Annotated in this window: 12 protein-coding genes; 6 read left to right on the forward strand and 6 right to left on the reverse strand. The window is 65.5% G+C overall.

All coding sequences use genetic code 11. The features are described from left to right. Positions 1-10: 10 nt before the first annotated feature. Positions 11-4,759, reverse strand: a complete 4,749-nt coding sequence (gene gltB, locus BMY71_RS13605) for a glutamate synthase large subunit (protein ID WP_011501298.1) — start codon at positions 4,757-4,759, stop codon at positions 11-13. Between the two features lie 418 nt (positions 4,760-5,177). Between gltB and BMY71_RS13610 the strand changes: the two genes are divergently transcribed. Then, positions 5,178-5,930, forward strand: coding sequence for a hypothetical protein (locus tag BMY71_RS13610; protein ID WP_092684599.1), 753 nt, complete (start codon positions 5,178-5,180; stop codon positions 5,928-5,930). Positions 5,931-5,984: 54 nt separating this feature from the next. On the opposite strand, the gene BMY71_RS13615 is transcribed toward BMY71_RS13610, so the two are convergent. Both BMY71_RS13615 and BMY71_RS13620 read right to left on the reverse strand, forming a co-directional pair. Then, positions 5,985-6,788 carry a sulfite exporter TauE/SafE family protein gene (locus BMY71_RS13615; protein WP_092684381.1) on the reverse strand — a complete coding sequence of 268 codons (804 nt, stop codon included), beginning with the start codon at positions 6,786-6,788 and terminating at the stop codon, positions 5,985-5,987. Between the two features lie 274 nt (positions 6,789-7,062). Continuing rightward, positions 7,063-7,542: an Hsp20 family protein gene (locus BMY71_RS13620; protein ID WP_092684383.1), complete on the reverse strand. Its 480-nt coding sequence runs from the start codon at positions 7,540-7,542 to the stop codon at positions 7,063-7,065. 216 nt (positions 7,543-7,758) lie between these two features. On the opposite strand from BMY71_RS13620, the gene BMY71_RS13625 reads away from it, so the two are divergent. The 3 genes from BMY71_RS13625 to BMY71_RS13635 all read left to right on the forward strand — a co-directional run bounded on the left by BMY71_RS13625 (position 7,759) and on the right by BMY71_RS13635 (position 11,088). Then, the gene (locus BMY71_RS13625) at positions 7,759-8,703 is read left to right on the forward strand and encodes an alpha/beta hydrolase (protein WP_092684385.1); all 945 of its coding nucleotides are present in this window, start codon (positions 7,759-7,761) and stop codon (positions 8,701-8,703) included. 116 nt (positions 8,704-8,819) lie between these two features. Beyond that, complete coding sequence (gene galU, locus BMY71_RS13630) at positions 8,820-9,692, forward strand: UTP--glucose-1-phosphate uridylyltransferase GalU (protein WP_092684387.1); 873 nt, start codon at positions 8,820-8,822, stop codon at positions 9,690-9,692. A 64-nt stretch (positions 9,693-9,756) separates the two neighbouring features. Then, positions 9,757-11,088 carry a serine hydrolase domain-containing protein gene (locus tag BMY71_RS13635; protein ID WP_092684389.1) on the forward strand — a complete coding sequence of 444 codons (1,332 nt, stop codon included), beginning with the start codon at positions 9,757-9,759 and terminating at the stop codon, positions 11,086-11,088. A 92-nt stretch (positions 11,089-11,180) separates the two neighbouring features. On the opposite strand, the gene BMY71_RS13640 is transcribed toward BMY71_RS13635, so the two are convergent. Beyond that, complete coding sequence (locus BMY71_RS13640) at positions 11,181-12,692, reverse strand: sensor domain-containing diguanylate cyclase (RefSeq protein ID WP_041805126.1); 1,512 nt, start codon at positions 12,690-12,692, stop codon at positions 11,181-11,183. Between the two features lie 203 nt (positions 12,693-12,895). Between BMY71_RS13640 and BMY71_RS13645 the strand changes: the two genes are divergently transcribed. Continuing rightward, the gene (locus tag BMY71_RS13645; protein ID WP_011501290.1) at positions 12,896-13,168 is read left to right on the forward strand and encodes a DUF7662 domain-containing protein; all 273 of its coding nucleotides are present in this window, start codon (positions 12,896-12,898) and stop codon (positions 13,166-13,168) included. A 64-nt stretch (positions 13,169-13,232) separates the two neighbouring features. Here BMY71_RS13645 and BMY71_RS13650 read toward each other — a convergent pair whose 3' ends face one another. Both BMY71_RS13650 and BMY71_RS13655 read right to left on the reverse strand, forming a co-directional pair. After that, positions 13,233-14,270, reverse strand: a complete 1,038-nt coding sequence (locus BMY71_RS13650) for a Na+-dependent transporter (RefSeq protein WP_092684391.1) — start codon at positions 14,268-14,270, stop codon at positions 13,233-13,235. 109 nt (positions 14,271-14,379) lie between these two features. Further along, positions 14,380-16,074, reverse strand: coding sequence for an outer membrane beta-barrel protein (locus tag BMY71_RS13655; RefSeq protein WP_092684601.1), 1,695 nt, complete (start codon positions 16,072-16,074; stop codon positions 14,380-14,382). 238 nt (positions 16,075-16,312) lie between these two features. Here BMY71_RS13655 and BMY71_RS13660 point away from each other — a divergent pair, with 238 nt between their 5' ends. Beyond that, positions 16,313-17,323, forward strand: a complete 1,011-nt coding sequence (locus BMY71_RS13660; protein ID WP_011501287.1) for a KpsF/GutQ family sugar-phosphate isomerase — start codon at positions 16,313-16,315, stop codon at positions 17,321-17,323. Positions 17,324-17,413 lie beyond the last annotated feature (90 nt).

A 17,413-nucleotide genomic window follows, 5' to 3' on the forward strand; every position in this document is an offset into this window, starting at 1 on the left:
CTGTTAGTTCTTACGCTCCGATCGCGATCTTCGGCTCCTCGGCCTGCCGCGCTTTCAGCTCGCGCAAAGCACGGCGGTACTCGACCGGCATCACCTTGCGGAACTTCGGCAGGTAGTCGTTCCAGTTCGCGAGGATCTCGGCGGCGCGCTTCGAGCCGGAATATTTGGCGTGGCGCGAGATCAGCACGTGCAGCCGCTCGATGTCGGAGCCGAGCAAATCGGCGAACACGTCGACCCGGCCATGCGCCTCGAGATCGCCCGACTGGTGGAACGCGCCGGCGTTGATCAGCTCTTCCGAGAGCACCGGCTCGAGTTCGACCATCGCCAGATTGCACAGTTTCGGGAACGAACCGTCCTCGTCCAGCACATAAGCGACGCCGCCCGACATGCCGGCTGCGAAGTTGCGGCCGGTCTTGCCGAGCACCACGACGATGCCGCCGGTCATGTATTCGCAGCAATGGTCGCCGGCGCCCTCGACGACGGCCACCGCACCCGAATTGCGGACAGCGAAGCGCTCACCGGCGATGCCGCGGAAGTAGCACTCGCCCTCGATCGCGCCGTACATCACGGTGTTGCCGACGATGATCGACTCTTCCGGCACGATGCCGGAATTCGCCGGCGGCCGCACGATGATCTTGCCGCCGGACAGGCCCTTGCCGACATAGTCGTTGCCTTCGCCTTCGAGGTCGAAGGTGATGCCGCGCGTAAGCCAGGCGCCGAACGCCTGCCCCGCGGTGCCCTTCAGCTGCACCTGGATGGTGTCGTGCGGCAGGCCGGCATGGCCGTAATGCTTGGCGACGGTGCCGGCCAGCATCGCGCCGGCCGAGCGGTTGGTGTTGTTGATCTCGACCTCGAACTTCACCGGCGCGCCGCGGTCGATCGCCGCCTGCGCCTTCGCGATCAGCGTGCGATCCAGCACGTTGTCGAGGTGATGGTCCTGGATCTCCGAGTGATACAGCGTCTGGCCGGCTTCGGCCTTCTGCTTGTGGAACAGCTTGGAGAAGTCGAGGCCCTTGGCCTTCCAATGCGCGACCAGCGCCTGCTGGTCGAGCATCTGCGACTGGCCGACCATCTCGTTGAAGCTGCGATAGCCGAGGCTCGCCATCAGTTCGCGGACTTCCTCGGCGACGAAGAAGAAGTAGTTGATGACGTGCTCGGGCTGGCCGGTGAAGCGCTTGCGCAGCACCGGGTCCTGGGTGGCGACGCCGACCGGGCAGGTGTTGAGATGGCACTTGCGCATCATGATGCAGCCGGCGGCGATCAGCGGCGCGGTGGCGAAGCCGAACTCGTCGGCGCCGAGCAGCGCGCCGATCACGACGTCGCGGCCGGTGCGGAAGCCGCCATCGACCTGCACCACGATGCGGGAGCGCAGCCGCTCACGCACCAGGGTCTGATGGGTCTCGGCGAGGCCGATTTCCCACGGCGAACCGGCGTGCTTGATCGAGGTCAGCGGCGAAGCGCCGGTGCCACCCTCGAAGCCCGCGATGGTGACGTGGTCGGCGCGCGCTTTCGCGACGCCGGCGGCGACGGTGCCGACGCCGATTTCCGACACCAGCTTGACCGAGACCGCACTCGTCGGATTGACGTTCTTCAGATCGTAGATCAGCTGCGCCAGATCCTCGATCGAGTAGATGTCGTGATGCGGCGGCGGCGAGATCAGGCCGACGCCCGGGGTCGAGTGGCGCACCGCGGCGATGGTCGCGTCGACCTTGTGGCCGGGCAGCTGTCCGCCCTCGCCCGGCTTGGCGCCCTGCGCCATCTTGATCTGCATCATGTCGGAATTGACGAGATATTCCGTGGTGACGCCGAACCGTCCCGAGGCGACCTGCTTGATCGCCGAGCGCATCGAATCGCCATTCGCCATCGGCTTGAAGCGGTCGGCTTCCTCGCCGCCCTCGCCGGTATTCGACTTGCCGCCGATCCGGTTCATGGCGATCGCCAGCGTGGTGTGCGCCTCGCGCGAGATCGAGCCGAAGCTCATCGCGCCGGTCGAGAACCGCTTGACGATCTCGGCGGCCGGCTCGACTTCGGCGAGCGGCACCGGCTTGCGGCCCTCGGCCCCGGCATCCTTGATCTTGAACAGGCCGCGCAGCGTCAACAGACGCTCCTGCTGCTCGTTGAGGATGCGGGCGAAGGCGCGGTAGCGCTCGGCGGAATTGCCGCGCACCGCGTGCTGCAGTGTCGACACCGAATCCGCGGTCCAGGCGTGGTCCTCGCCGCGTGAGCGGTAGGCGTATTCGCCGCCGACATCGAGCGCGGTCTTGTAGACCATCGCCCCGCCGAACGCGTCGTGATGACGGCGCACGGTTTCCTCGGCGATCTGCGCGAGCCCCACGCCCTCGATCTGCGAATGCGTGCCGGCGAAGTACTTGGCGATGAAATCGGCCTTGAGCCCGACGGCGTCGAAAATCTGCGCGCCGCAATACGACTGATAGGTCGAGATGCCCATCTTGGACATCACCTTCAGCAGGCCCTTTCCGATCGACTTGATGTAGCGCTTGACGATCTCGTAGTCGTCGAGCTTCGCCGGCAGCTTGTCCTTGAGCGCGATGATGGTCTCGAAGGCGAGATACGGGTTGATCGCCTCGGCGCCGTAGCCGGCCAGACAGGCGAAGTGATGCACCTCGCGCGGCTCGCCCGACTCGACCACGAGACCGACCGAGGTTCGCAAGCCCACCCGGATCAGATGATGATGCACGGCGGCGCAGGCGAGCAGCGACGGGATCGGGATCCGATCGCTGCCGGCGGCGCGGTCGCTCAGGATGATGATGTTGACGCCGTCACGCACCGCGGCTTCGGCGCGCGCCGACAGATCCTCCAGCACCTGCTCGAGGCCGGCGGCACCGAGCCCGGCGTGAAAAGTAGTGTCGAGCGTACGCGACTTGAAATGCGGATCGCCGATCTCGGAGATCGAGCGGATCTTTTCGAGGTCGCCGTCGGTCAGGATCGGCTGGCGCACTTCGAGCCGCTTGGTGCCGGCGAGGCCGTGGGTGTCGAACAGGTTCGGCCGCGGGCCGATGATCGAGACCAGGCTCATCACCAACTCTTCGCGGATCGGATCGATCGGCGGGTTGGTGACCTGCGCGAAGTTCTGCTTGAAGTAGGTGAACAGCGGCTTCGGCTTGTCGGACAGCGCCGACAGCGGCGTGTCGTTGCCCATCGAGCCCGAGGCCTCCTCGCCCGTCGACGCCATCGGCGTCATCAGGATCGAGATATCCTCCTGGGTGTAGCCGAACGCCTGCTGGCGATCGAGCAGCGGCAGATTGGAGCGCTGGCCCTTGACCGGCGCGTCCTTGAGCTCCTCGAGCACGATCTGGGTGCGGCCCAGCCATTCGCGATAGGGCTGGCTGGCGGCGAGCTGCGCCTTGATCTCGTCGTCGGGGATCAGGCGCCCCTCGACGAGGTCGACCAGCAGCATTTTGCCGGGCTGCAGCCGCCACTTGGTGACGATCTGATCTTCCGGAATCTTCAGCACGCCCATTTCGGACGCCATCACGATGCGGTCGTCCTTGGTCACCAGATAGCGCGCCGGACGCAGACCGTTGCGGTCGAGCGTGGCGCCGATCTGGCGGCCGTCGGTGAAGGCGAGCGCCGCCGGGCCGTCCCACGGCTCCATCAGCGCCGCGTGATATTCGTAGAAGGCGCGGCGCTGCTCATCCATCAACGGATTGCCGGCCCACGCCTCCGGAATCATCATCATCACCGCATGCGGCAGCGAGTAGCCGCCGCGCACCAGGAATTCGAGCGCGTTGTCGAAACAGGCGGTGTCGCTCTGGCCCTCATAGGAGATCGGCCACAGCCGGCTGATGTCCTTGCCGTACAGCTTGGAATGCACCGAAGCCTGCCGCGCCGCCATCCAGTTGACGTTGCCGCGCAGGGTGTTGATCTCACCGTTATGCGCGACCATCCGGTACGGATGCGCCAGCGACCAGGTCGGGAAAGTGTTGGTCGAGAACCGCTGATGCACCAGCGCCAGCGCGCTTTCGAAATCCGGCTCGCTGAGATCGGGGTAATACTTGCCGAGCTGATCGGCCAGGAACATGCCCTTGTAGATCACAGTGCGGCACGACAGCGACACCGGGTAGTAGCCGGCGAAGCCGCGGTCGCGGCGCTGATAGATCGCGTTCGAGATCGACTTGCGCACAATCAGGAGCTGACGCTCGAAATCGTCCTCGGTCTTGATCACGCTGCCGCGACCGACGAACACCTGCATGTTGGCGGGCTCGGTCGGCTTGACGGTCTCACCCAAAGACGAATTGTCGGTCGGCACATCGCGCCAGCCGAGCAGGGTCAGGCCCTCGGCCTTGATCTGGTCGGCGACGATGCTCTGAATCACCTTCCGCCACGAGCTGTCGCGCGGCATGAACAATGCGCCGACGGCGTATTCACCGGGCGCCGGCAGCGTGAAGCCGAGTTCCGAGACTTTGCGGCTGAAGAAGGCGTGCGGAATCTGCACCAGAATGCCGGCGCCGTCGCCGGCGCGCGGGTCAGCGCCGACCGCGCCGCGGTGCTCGAGGTTGCACAGAATCCGGATCGCATCGGCGACGATCTGATGCGACTTCACGCCTTTGATGCTGGCGATGAAACCGACGCCGCAGGCGTCTTTCTCGCGCGACAGGTCGTACAGGCCCTCAGCCGGCGGCCGCCAATCGTGCTCGCGCTGATCCTGCCCGACCAAAGTCGCATTCGCTTTCGCAGCCGGGTCCACCGTCAGCGCTTCGGCAGCCGTGTTGTCGCGCTCAAACCCAGACCCGCTCATGTTCGTCCTCATTCATCCGGCAAGGATACTTCCAGCAGCGGCGCACTTCAGGGCATCCGCGGCACCCTCCGGGCCACCGCTCGCCGCCGCGAGCCACGATTTCCGTATTCAGACCCCGGTGTCCATATCGTCCAATGGACAATGCAGGAGCCTCACGCGGCGAAAACGCCGCGAATTACGATGCAAACCGTGTCGGGCTACCACCGCAATTGAGACAGTGATGCTGTCCTAGACACGACCTTGCCAAATTTTTCTTTATCACACAAGCGCGCGAGAGTCCTGTTTCCAAAGGTGCAATCCGCAAAATGCGCCCTGGATTCACGCCGAAACGGCCGCGATCCGGCCCAAGCGACGCCCGATTCCGGCGTGAGGCTCCGCGCCGCCCAGGATGGGTGCAGGGACGTCGCAGGAGCAGGACATGAAATTTATCGGGTGGATGATGTCGGCCGGTTTTGTCGCCACCGCGACCGCGGCGTTGGCGCAGCCGGCGCCGCCACGCGAGATCGGGCGACCGGCGATCACGGCGACCTCGGACATCGAAGGTCCCTATGCGGCCATGCCGCCGCCACGGCAGCGCCGCTACGTACCGGAAGCGACATTCGCCCCCGCGGTGCTGTCGCCGCGCGAAATCTCCGCGATCGCCCGCGACGAAGGCTTTGCGCCGCTCGGCATCCCACGGCAGCGCGGGATGTTCTACACGCTGGCCGCGATCAACCCGGACGGCGACGACGGCCGCCTTGTGATCGACGGCCGCAGCGGCCGGCTGGTGCGGTTCATGCCGGCGTGGCGGATGGGCGCTGCAATGGAAGAGGAGACCCTCGCCAGCTACGGACCGGTCCAGGGCCTGCCGCCGTTGGCCGAAGGACGCCCGCCGCGCCCGCCGCGATCGGTCCCGCACCTGGCCAGCCGCACCCCGACCACGCCGCTGCCGCGGCCTTCGCCGCAGCAATCAACCAAGGGGCCGTCGCCGGCCGCCGCGTCGAATGCGGCCGCCGCAGTGACTCCCGGCAAGGACGCCTCAAAGCCGAACACTGATGCGCCCAGGCAGGAGAGCGCCACGGTGCAGGACAAGCCGGCCGCCGCACCCGCTCCAACGCCCACCGAGGCCAAGCCGTCGACGCCGCCGATCCAGCCGACCGAGCCGATGCCGCCGGTGCAGGGGCTGGAGTAGTCCGGCACCGACTCGCGGGCGAACTCAGGAGCCCCCGGCCTCACGGCGCGGCGATCAAGCGTGCCGCCAGACTTTGGCGGCCGAAATCAGGAGAATCGCCGCAAGCGCGGGAAGCAGGACCGCGTTCGGCACCTGCCCCAACAGTAATCCACCGATCAGCGTTCCCACGATCGATCCGGCCGCCATCACGAGCAAGAAGGCCTTGTTCCGGCCGATCACGGAGAAGCTGTCATCCAAACTGTACCGGGCAAAACCGACCAGCATGGTCGGCAAGCTGACCGCCAGTGAGAGACTTCCCGCCAACTTGATATCCGCCCCGAATAGCAGCACCAGAGTCGGAATCAGAAATTCGCCACCGGCGACACCAAGCAACGACGCGATGACCCCGATGACGAAACCTGCGATCACGCCGGCGAGCAACAGCGCTGCGCCGCTGAACAACGGAGCCCCGGCGACCACATCGTGAGCGAACAGCAGGACGCCCGCGATCGCAACCAGTAGGACCGCAATGATTCTGTAGAGTGTTTGCGACTGCAGCCTCGTGGCCCAGCCCGCGCCGATCCACGCGCCCGCCAAGCTGCCGGCGAGCAGGTTGAGGATGATCGGCCATTCCCCCGCCACATCGGCGAGCGGAACGGCACTGGCGCGAAACGGCAAGGCGGTGGCAACCACAACGAGACTGACGGCTTTGTTGAGGATCACCGCGTCCAGGCCGCGAAACCTGAACAGGCTGATCAGCAACGGTAACCTGAACTCGGCCCCACCGAGACCGATCAGGCCGCCCAGCGCTCCGATCAGCGCACCAGCGCCGAACGCAACTGGTTTGGAGCGCGGCGGTGAATCGAAAACTTCCGACATGACGGCACTTTCGTGGGAATTTGGATACCCGCGATCCGTCGTGGCGGCTGGCTTCACGATGCTTCCGGCAGGCCGTGCTCACGGCAGGCCGTGCGGTGCGGAATCGTAGCGACCGGCCAAGCCCCGGCCAACATGAACTTTGGCATAAACCATGCGCCGAATTGAGCCATCGTCCTTCTCTGTTTCTGCCCAGCCAACCGAAGCTTACCGCCAACAAAAACGCCCCGGTTTCCCGGGGCGTTCGAACGATGATTGTTGAAAGCTCGCAGCGCGCTTACGCAGCCGCCTTCGCGTTGGACTGATCGACCACTTGCGGCGCGGATACCGCCATGGTGCTGATCGGAATGCTACGCGGCTTCTTCGCCTCGGGGATCTCGCGCACGAGGTCGACGTGCAGCAGACCGTTCTCGAGGCTGGCGTTCTTCACCGTGACGTAGTCGGCGAGCTGGAACGCCCGCTCGAAGGCGCGCGCGGCGATGCCGCGATACAGCACCTCGGACTTGGCGCCGTTCTCATTGGCGGTCTTCTCGCCCTTGATCGTCAGGGTGTTTTCCTTGGACACGATCGACAGCTCGGCGGAGGAGAAGCCGGAGACCGCGACGCTGATCCGGTAGGCGTTTTCGCCAGTCCGCTCGATGTTGTAGGGCGGATAGCCGGGGGCTGCCGCATCGCCGGGGGTCTGGTCCAGCAGATTGAACAGGCGGTCGAAACCGATGGTGGAGCGATAGAACGGGGTGAGATCGAAAGTACGCATGGTGTAGTCCTCCTAGAAGCGACTGTTGGGTACCCGCCCGCCATCGGGCCGGGCATCGTCTTATGCAGCCGGGGAGGCAAGTTCCTGCCCCTTGGTGTGGCCTGCATGAAAATGATATGGGAGGAGCGTTCCGGCGTTCAAGAGGTCCGGACGATGTTCGTGCTGTTCGATTTTCCTCCTTTTAAATCAGCGATTTAGATCAACCGGACCTGGTGCATGACGCTCGTCTCGATTCCCGCCAATCCGGTCCCCGAAGGCGCCGTGTCCGGCACCATCAAAACCCCCGACGGCGCCGAGCTGCGGTTCGCGCGATGGCCGCCGCCGGCAGGGCGCAAGGGCACCGTCTGCGTCTTCACCGGCCGCACCGAGCAGATCGAGAAGTATTTCGAGACGGTGCGCGACCTGCAGGACCGCGGCTTCGCGGTGGCGATGATCGACTGGCGCGGCCAGGGCCATTCGGCGCGGCGACTGCACGATCCGCGCAAGGGCTATGTCCGCGCTTTCTCGGACTACGAGATCGACGTCGAGACGTTCGTGCGCGAGGTGGTGCTGCCGGATTGTCCGCCGCCGCATTTTGCGCTGGCCCACTCGATGGGCGGCGCGGTGATGCTCCGAATTGCGTATTCCGGCAAACGCTGGTTCGACCGCATGGTTTTGTCGGCCCCGATGATCGACCTGCCGGGCCGCGCGACATCGCTGCCGGTGCGGCTGCTGTTGCGGGCAATGCGGCTGGCCGGCCAGGGCGGCCGCTACGTGCCAGGCGGCAACGACGTTCTCGCCAACACCGAGCCTTTCGTCGGCAATCCGCTGACCTCGGACCCGGTGCGCTACGCCCGCAACGCCGCGATCGTCGCCGAGGATCCGACGCTCGGCCTCGCCTCGCCGACGGTCGCCTGGGCCGATACGTCTTTCGCCGCGATGCACGGATTTCGGGCTGCGAACTATCCGTCGCGAATCCGGCAGCCGATCCTGATGCTCGCCGCCAGCCATGATACCATCGTCTCGACAGCGGCGATCGAAGAGTTCGCCTATCATCTGCGTGCGGGCTCGCATCTGATGATCGCCGGCGCCAGGCACGAGATCCTGCAGGAGCAGGATCGCTACCGCGAGCAATTCTGGGCGGCGTTCGATGCTTTCGTCCCCGGGACCCCGCTGTTCTGATGTGATGTGCCGTTAACGAAACTAGCTGCGGCGGAGGAACTTCACACATCCGCCTTGGTTGCAGGCTGCAAACGCTGCCCTTGGTCGTCCAAATTCTCTCGAAAGATCCCCAGCCCATGAAAATCCGTAAAGCCGTGTTTCCGGTCGCCGGCCTCGGCACCCGCGTCCTTCCCGCCACCAAGGCGATGCCGAAGGAGATGCTCACAATCGTCGACAGACCGCTGATCCAGTATGTCGTCGATGAGGCCAAGGAAGCCGGCATCGAACACTTCATCTTCGTCACCGGCCGCAACAAGGGCATGATCGAGGATCATTTCGACCGCCAGTTCGAACTCGACGTGACACTGGAGAAGCGCAACAAGACGTCGGAAATGGCAATCCTGGCGCGCGACCAGCCCGAGGCCGGCGCGATGAGCTTCACCCGCCAGCAGGCGCCGCACGGCCTCGGCCACGCCGTCTGGTGCGCCCGCGACATCGTCGGCAACGAACCGTTCGCGGTGGTGCTCCCTGACGAGCTGGTGCTCAACACGCCCGGCTGCCTCAAGCAGATGATCCAGGCCGCCGAAAGACTCGGCGACAAGGCCAATGTCATCGCGGTCGAGGAAGTACCGGCCGACATGACCCATCAATACGGCATCTGCGGCGTCGGCAAGCGCGACGGCAACATCTTCGAGATCGACGGCATGATCGAGAAGCCGAAGCCCGGCACCGCGCCGTCGAACCTGTCGATCACCGGCCGCTACATCCTGCAGCCGGAGATCTTCAAGATTCTCGCGACCCAGGAGCGCGGCGCCGGCAACGAGATCCAGCTCACCGACGCCATGATCGGACTGTCCGCGACGCAGAAATTCTACGGCGTCGAATTCGAGGGCGAGCGTCACGATTGCGGCTCGAAGGCCGGCTTCCTCCGCGCCAACATCGCATTCGCGATGCGACGCGACGATCTGCGCGACGGGCTGCGCGCCGACATGCAGCGATATCTCGCCTGACGCCTGCCGCGCCGTCCGGCAATCTCGTCACCAGCAACAAACAACAAAACCTAGGGAAAACGCCATGACGCATCACCCAATTCGTCGCGCATCCGCACGCGCAGGCGCGAGCCTGCTGGCGCTCGGCCTCGCGGCCTTCGCCCAGATCGCCGTCGCCCAAGATGCCCGCAAGCCGCCGAGCGCGGCGCAGAGCGATCCGATCGCGAATCGGGTGATGCAGGACTTTCCGCCGCCGCCGGACAGGATCGTGCGATTCGGCGACGGATCGAGCAGCCAATTTCCCGGTACGCGCTGGTCGTTCAACCACATCCGCGAATTGGGCCCGACCGCGAATGTCTGGCGCGGCAGCGGCGCGGCGGCGCAACTGCCGCGCGCCGAGCGCGACCTCGATACGATTGCCTTCGCCACCATGGATGGCCAGCAAGTCACCTTCGGCGATCTGCCGGCGCTGACCTATGCGGACGGCCTGCTGGTGCTGCACAAGGGCGCCATTATCTACGAGAAATACTTCGGCGCCGGCGAGGCCCACCGCCCGCATATCGCCTTCTCCGTCACCAAGTCGTTCGTCGGCACGCTGGCGGCGATGCTGGCCGCGGAGGGCAAACTCGATCCCGCCGCGCCGGCCGTCAAATACGTGCCGGAGCTGAAGGGGTCCGCCTATGGCGACGCCACCGTGCGGCAGGTGATGGACATGACCATCGGCGTGAAATATTCGGAGAACTATTCCGATCCCAAGGCCGAGGTATTCGACTATGCAAGGGCCGGCGGGATGATGCCGCAGCCTGCCGGCTACAACGGCCCGAAGACCTTCTTCGACTTCCTCGTGACGTTGCAGAAGGAAGGTCAGCATGACGACGCCTTCGCCTACAAGACGTCCAACGCCGAGGTGCTGGCGTGGGTCGTCCAGCGCGCCAGCGGCCAGTCGTTGGCGGATCTGCTGTCGCAGCGGATCTGGCAGAAGCTCGGCGCCGAGGAGGATGCCTATTTCATGGTCGACAGCATCGGCACCGCATCCGGCGGCGGCGGGCTCAACACCACGCTGCGCGATCTCGCCCGGTTCGGCGAGATGATCCGCAACAACGGCCGCTTCAACGGCCAGCAGATCGTACCGGCCGAGGCCATCGCCGACATCCGCAAGGGCGGCGATGCCGCGAAATTCGCCAAGGCCGGTTACAAGACGCTGCCGGGCTGGTCGTATCGCGACATGTGGTGGATCACCAACAACGCCAATGGGGCCTTCGCCGCGCGCGGCATCCATGGCCAGTCGATCTATATCGACCCCAAGGCGGAGATGGTGATCGTGCGCTACGCCTCGCATCCCTACGCCGCCAACGGCGTCAACGATCCGGTGACGCTGCCGGCCTATGCGGCGCTGGCCGCCGAACTGATGAAATAGCGGCGCGGCGCCGACACCTGCGCGACGGGCTGCGCGCCGACATGCAGCGATATCTGGGGACGTAAGCCCCCTCGGGGCGACAGCCTCGCCGGTTACGCCGCCAGCGTCAGATCGTGCCGGCTGGCGGCGACCACGCAGCAGTTGCGGCCAAGATCCTTGGCCGCATACAGCGCCTTGTCGGCGGCTTCGAACAGCACCGGCCAGTGTTGGCCCGGCGCAGGCGTCATGCTGGCGACGCCGATACTGACCGTGACATCGCCCTGGCCGACCGACCAATGCGCGACCTTGTTGCGGATGGTCTCCGCGACGCCCTGCGCTGCGGTGGCACTGCCCCCCGGCAACAGCACGGCGAACTCCTCGCCGCCGAATCGCGCGGCGCAGTCGCCGGCGCGCTGCACCGAGTCGCCGATGCACAGCGCGATGCCGACCAGCACCTGATCGCCGGCCTGGTGACCGTAGCCGTCGTTGAATGCCTTGAAGTGATCGGCGTCGATGATCAGCAGCGCGATCGGCGTGTTCATACGCAGCGCGCGGCGCCATTCGCGCTCGATCAGGGTATCGAACTTGCGGCGGTTGATCAGCCCGGTCAACGAATCGGTAGTGGCGAGTTCTTCCAGCCGGCGCTCGGCCTCGGCGCGGCGGTCGATCTCGCGGATAAAGAAGACGGTGAAGCCGGCGACGATGATCGCGAGCCCGAGCAGAATAAGGCTGATTCGGATCGCCTCATGGCGCCACATCCGGAAGACATCGCTCCATGATTTCCCGACGATCACCACCAACGGACGGGTGCCGTCGGCCCAAACCATCATCCTCGGAATCTGGTCGATGATGCCTTCGCCGCTGTACCAGCCTCGCCGCTGGCTGAAAACCTGTCTGACGCCCGGGGCGCCCATCACATTGGTGCCGATGACGTCCGGTCTGAACGGCGTCCGCATCACCAGCGTTCCGTCACGCGCAACGACCCCGATCGTGTCATCCGGCTCCAGCCGGAGCCGGCTGAACACCTGCTTGAAATAGCTGAAACGGATCGAACCGGCGACAACGCCGAGAAACCGGCCGTCCGTTCCGGAGATCCGCCGGCTGAGCACGATCGCAAAGGTGCCGCGATGCTGCATCGGGCGACTGATATAGAGACCTACAGTCGGATCGTCGCGATGCGCGCTGACGAAGGGCTCATCGCCGCGATTGAGTTTCTCGGGCGTCAGCGTCGCGGAGTCGATCGTCAGGTTTCCTTGCGCGTCGAACACCTGGATCGAACCGAAATGCCTCGCAATGCTCGCGTGATCGAACAGGATGAGCCGTCGGAGGGTTTCGTCGACATGAGCAAGTTGCGGCAGCGCCAGGTTGCTGACAACGGAACGCAGCGACAGATCATACGCCTCGATGTTGCGGTTGATGTCAGCGCTGATCGTGGACGCCAGATTTTCCTGGGTCTGCCGCGCCAATTCCTGAGCGTTGCCGCGCATGTCGAGCATGATGCTGCCGCACACCGCGGAAAAGCCCAGCACTGTGATGACGGACGAGGCGATCAGCAGCCGCGCGGACATCCGCCGTCGCCGGCCGATTTCCTTTCTCACGCGTTCGAAAAACCCGCCGCCATTCATAGGCCGAGGGATGCCATCCAAAGCTTGCAGAGGACTTAAGTTGGAAACTTGCAGAGGGCCTAACTTAGGATAAGGACATAACCTGCGGTTAACGTCGTGTTTCACCGGCAAGCCTAAACAGTCCCTTGTCATAGACTTCGGCGCAACAAGTCGCGACATGCGGGCAGGCGACGACGGTTTCGCGGAATGAGGAGTCAGAGAAGGTGGACAAATTTGAACAGCTCCGGGATTTCCTGACGCGGCAGACCGCAACGGAACTGGTGCTGAGCAACGAACAGATCGAAGAGCTGCTCGGCTTCGCGCTGCCGCGCGCGGCGCAGCGCGCGTCGTGGTGGGACTCGACCCGGGCCCCCGAAGAAAAGATGCCGCAGCGCGAGGCCTGCCTCGCTGCCGGCTATATCGCCACGCGCCTGCCGGACGGCAAAGGCGTCCGGTTTCGCCGCATCAAGGCCGAACGCGACCGCCGCCGGTACTGACATCGCTCCAGGCTCGACCGCGAGCCGCGCGTCACTGAAGGGCTGTTGACCTGGCGACCTGAGGTCAACGCACACGAGTAGCGGAGCGCGGGCGTCCGTCGCCCGCCTCGACCGGCAATCCGTTCGCCTCGGCGGACCGCACGGTCAGCCTTCGCGCGAACGGCTTGAGAAGCTGCGGCGACAGGTAGATCGGGAACTGCGCCAGCGCGAAATACAGCCAGGTCAAGCCGGGCAGCGCGCCATCGGTCGCAGCCAGCATCAGGCCCATGTTTCGCTGCGACACCATCAGGCCGAGCGCCAGCGCGCGTTCGTCGCCGATGGCGCGGAAGATCAGCAAGGTTGCGCCGAGCAGCGCCGCGAACACCACGAAGGCGAACAGCGCCAGCACGATGACGCCCGCCGGGTCGGCGAGAAAACTGGTGGTGACCGACCCCATGATCGCAGCGACGAAAACGAACAGGACGATGACGTTGAAGCCGTCGATCGGCTCCTTGTGCCGCCTGATCGCAGCGCCTCCGACGATCCGGCGGATCGCCGCCGCCACAAGCAGCGATCCGCCGAGGATCGCGGCCAGTTTCAGCCCCAGCGCGAGCGGCGACAGCGTCAGCACAGGCCCAACGAAGATGAAGATCAGCAGCGGCGCCGTGAACGGGATCAACGCCGTGCTCGTGACCAGCGTGATCAGCACCAGCGTCGCGTCGAGGCCCATCAGCGCCGCCAACGCCGGCGCCGCCATCATCGGCGAGGCGACCGCCTGCAGCATCAACGCCAGGAACAGATCCGGCGAACGATGGTCGAGGCCGACAGCGAGGCTGACGACGCCGACGATCAGCGGCACCGCCAGCGTCGTCCACGCGGTCGCCGCGATGACGATCCCCGGTCGGCGCAGATTGGCGCGCAACGACGCCATGTCGACGCGCATAAACGAAACGCAAAGCAGCAGAAAGATTGCTTCGCCGAGGAACGGCTTCATCCACGCACCGAGTGTGGGCGCCGCCAGTCCGACAAAGACCAGCGCGGCGATCGCCCGCGTGCCCTGACGACCGAGCCAAGCGAGAGCGCGCACCGGAACGGCGGCGGCATGATGCAAATTGAAAGGCATGGACTCATGGGGAGGATGGAGTTCGGCGCGGACAATGGCGGATTTCCACCGGCGCCCGAAATCACTTCTGATTGCTTCCTGTTGCAGCGCCGCCGATGCGGCGGCCAGCTCAATTCTGCAGGCGGACGCCGAGCATCACGACGGTGGCGTTGTAGCTCGCGCCGACGATGTTGGAATCGAGCTGGTCGCGGCGCAGCGTGCCTTTGACCCAGAGCGAGCGGTTCAGCTTGTAGACCAGATTGCCTTCCAGCGAGGTGAAGCGATCGCTTCGGCTGGAGCCCTGATAGTCGTAGGTCGCGTAGGTGAATTTGCCGATCGCGGTCAGCCAGCGGCGGAAATCGTGGTCGACCTCGGCAGTGTAGCTTCGCGTCAGCACGCCGGACACGCCGAACAGCGGCGATTCGTCGATCGTGGTGTCGGCGCCGAACTTCACCGTCGTCAATGGCGTCACTGTCCAGATCAGCGAGGCCGTGGTGAGCAGGCCGTCGAGCTTCAGCAGCCGCGGGTCGGCATAGGTGCGCGCCGCGTAGCCGATCGACGCCTCGCCGGTGAGGAGGCGCGTCAGCTCGAAGCTGGTGCCGCCCTTGACGTAGCCGCCGTTACTGTTGCGCCGGAAGCCGAAACGATCGACCGTGGTGTCGTGGGTGCGGTTGTCGACCTGCCCTTCGACGAACGGCTTCAGGCCTGGCAGCAACTCGTAGCTGACCCGCCCGGTGCCGGCATATCGATTGTAGTTTCGATCGGCGTTGGTGAACGTGCTGCCGTCGGTCAGTTGCGACTGCTGGAAAACCCTGCGGTCGGCGCTGCCGATCGCGGTGACCTGCAGGCGATTGAAACTCTGGTCAATGCCGCCCGACACGCCGGTCTGGGTGTAGATCGGATATTTCGCCAGCCCGGCCTGGATGTTCGGGCTGCCGGGATTGTCGGTGCCGACGATCAGCCGGCCCTGACCGAGCAGCCTGGTGTCGCGGGTGACGTCGAGCCGGCCGTCGACATGGCCATCGAACTCCGGACGGTCGAGATTGAGCGGCGCCGACGACACCACGCCGGGCGGATTGGTGAAGTCGTGGCCGTAGCCGGTGTAAGAGCCGCGCAGATCAGCGACCAGCGCGTGGCGGTCCCAGTCCGAGGTCACCATCAGCTCCGGCGAAACTTTATAGAAGCCCGAGCCGCGCGGCTTATTGGTGCGGCCGGGATTGCTGTCGGCACCGCCGTTCACTTCGATCGCGCCCTTGAACAGGAAGCTGCCGGCGTAGTCGCCGACCGGGCCGAACGGCTCGAGGTCGGGCTTGAGACGCCGGCGGGTCGGCTGGCCGGGCAGCGTGCCGTTGAAGGCGGCCGACACCGGCGGCTTGGCGGCGCTCTGCGACGGCGGCGCCGGACGGGGCGGCGGCGGCGCGGGGATCAGCGCCGGCGATCCGGGACCAACCACCTTCGGCTGCGGCGCACCGGGAAAGATTTTGGGCTTCTGACGCTTGCGGCCGAGCGCGTCATAGCCAGTGCCAGCGGCGCCAAGGCTCGGCTGAAGCCCGAAATTCGGCGATCCGCTCAGCCGGGACTGCGCGTTTCTGTCTCTACGGGTATCATCGTCCGTCGCATACGGATCGGCTGCGCCGGACGGCGGCGTCGTCCGCTGCAGCGGCCGGTCCTGCGGCGCCACGAATGCACCGCGTTCCGGCCGGAACAAGTCGCGGGTCAGGCTCTGCGCCTCGGCGTGCCCGGCCCCGCCGGTCAGCAGGCAAGCGGCGACCGCCCGCAGCAGAGCTGCACGGCGGTGGCGGCCCGTTGCTGGCGCCGGGGTCACGATCACAGAACCTCAACAAAATCAATTTCTTACACTCAACGACCAAGCCGCGTCGCAGCCGCGCGGCGCTGATCATCGTTAATGGAGTTAAAACGTTTATGGTTAAGGAGGGGTTGAGACGCGTGATGAACGTTCGGTTGAGAACCTTTCCGGACAACCGCCGGGCGCGTCGCATCCCGTCCGGCGGCATGCTAGAAGGGGTCCCGGCCGGACCACGGCTCATGTTTTGGGACCCTGCATGGCTCTTTCCAAACCCAACATCACGAAATCAGCGATGACCGATTCCGCCGCCGCGATCCCCTCGGCCCTGCGCACGCTGGAGGCGGAAGCGGACGGCGTCACCGCGCTCGCCGCGGCGCTGCAATCGGATTTAGGCGGCGCTTTCGTCGCCGCGATCGAGATGATCCGCAATGCCAAGGGGCGGCTGATCATCACCGGGCTGGGCAAATCCGGGCATATCGGCCGCAAGATCGCGGCGACCTTCGCCTCGACCGGCACGCCGGCGTTCTTCGTCCATGCCTCGGAAGCCAGCCATGGCGACCTCGGCATGATCACCGCCGACGACATTATCCTCGCAATGTCGTGGTCCGGCGAGCAGCCGGAAATGAAGAACCTCATTACCTACGCCTCGCGGTTCAAGATCGCGCTGATCGCGATGACCTCCGACAACGGCTCGACGCTGGCCAAGGCGGCCGACATTTCGCTGACGCTGCCGAAGGCGCGCGAGGCCTGCCCGCACAATCTGGCGCCGACGACGTCGTCATTGATGATGCTGGCGCTCGGCGACGCGATCGCGATCGCGCTGCTGGAGAGCCGCGGCTTCACCTCGACTGATTTCAGCGTGCTGCATCCCGGCGGCAAGCTCGGCGCCATGCTGAAATACGCCCGCGACCTGATGCATACCGGCGAGGCGATCCCGCTGAAGCCGCTCGGCACCAAGATGTCGGACGCGCTCGTCGAGATGTCGGCCAAGGGCTTCGGCTGCGTCGGTATCGTCGACGCCAACGGCCAGATCGCCGGCATCGTCACCGACGGCGATCTGCGGCGGCACATGCGGCCGGACCTGATGACCGCGATCGTCGACGAGGTGATGACCAAGCGGCCCAAGACGATCAGCCCCGGCCTGCTCGCCGGCGAGACGCTGGAATTGCTGAATTCCTCGAAGATCACCGCGCTGCTGGTGACCGAGGGCAAGAAGCCGGTCGGCATCGTGCACCTGCACGATCTGCTCCGCGCCGGCGTAGCGTAAGCCACAACGTCGTCCTTACTAAATCGCTACTTGCTCTGAACCGTCATCCTGAGGCGCCCGCCGCCAAAGCGGGCCTCGAAGGATGCGGCG

Source organism: Rhodopseudomonas pseudopalustris (genome assembly GCF_900110435.1).
In the GTDB taxonomy this organism is placed as follows: domain Bacteria; phylum Pseudomonadota; class Alphaproteobacteria; order Rhizobiales; family Xanthobacteraceae; genus Rhodopseudomonas; species Rhodopseudomonas pseudopalustris.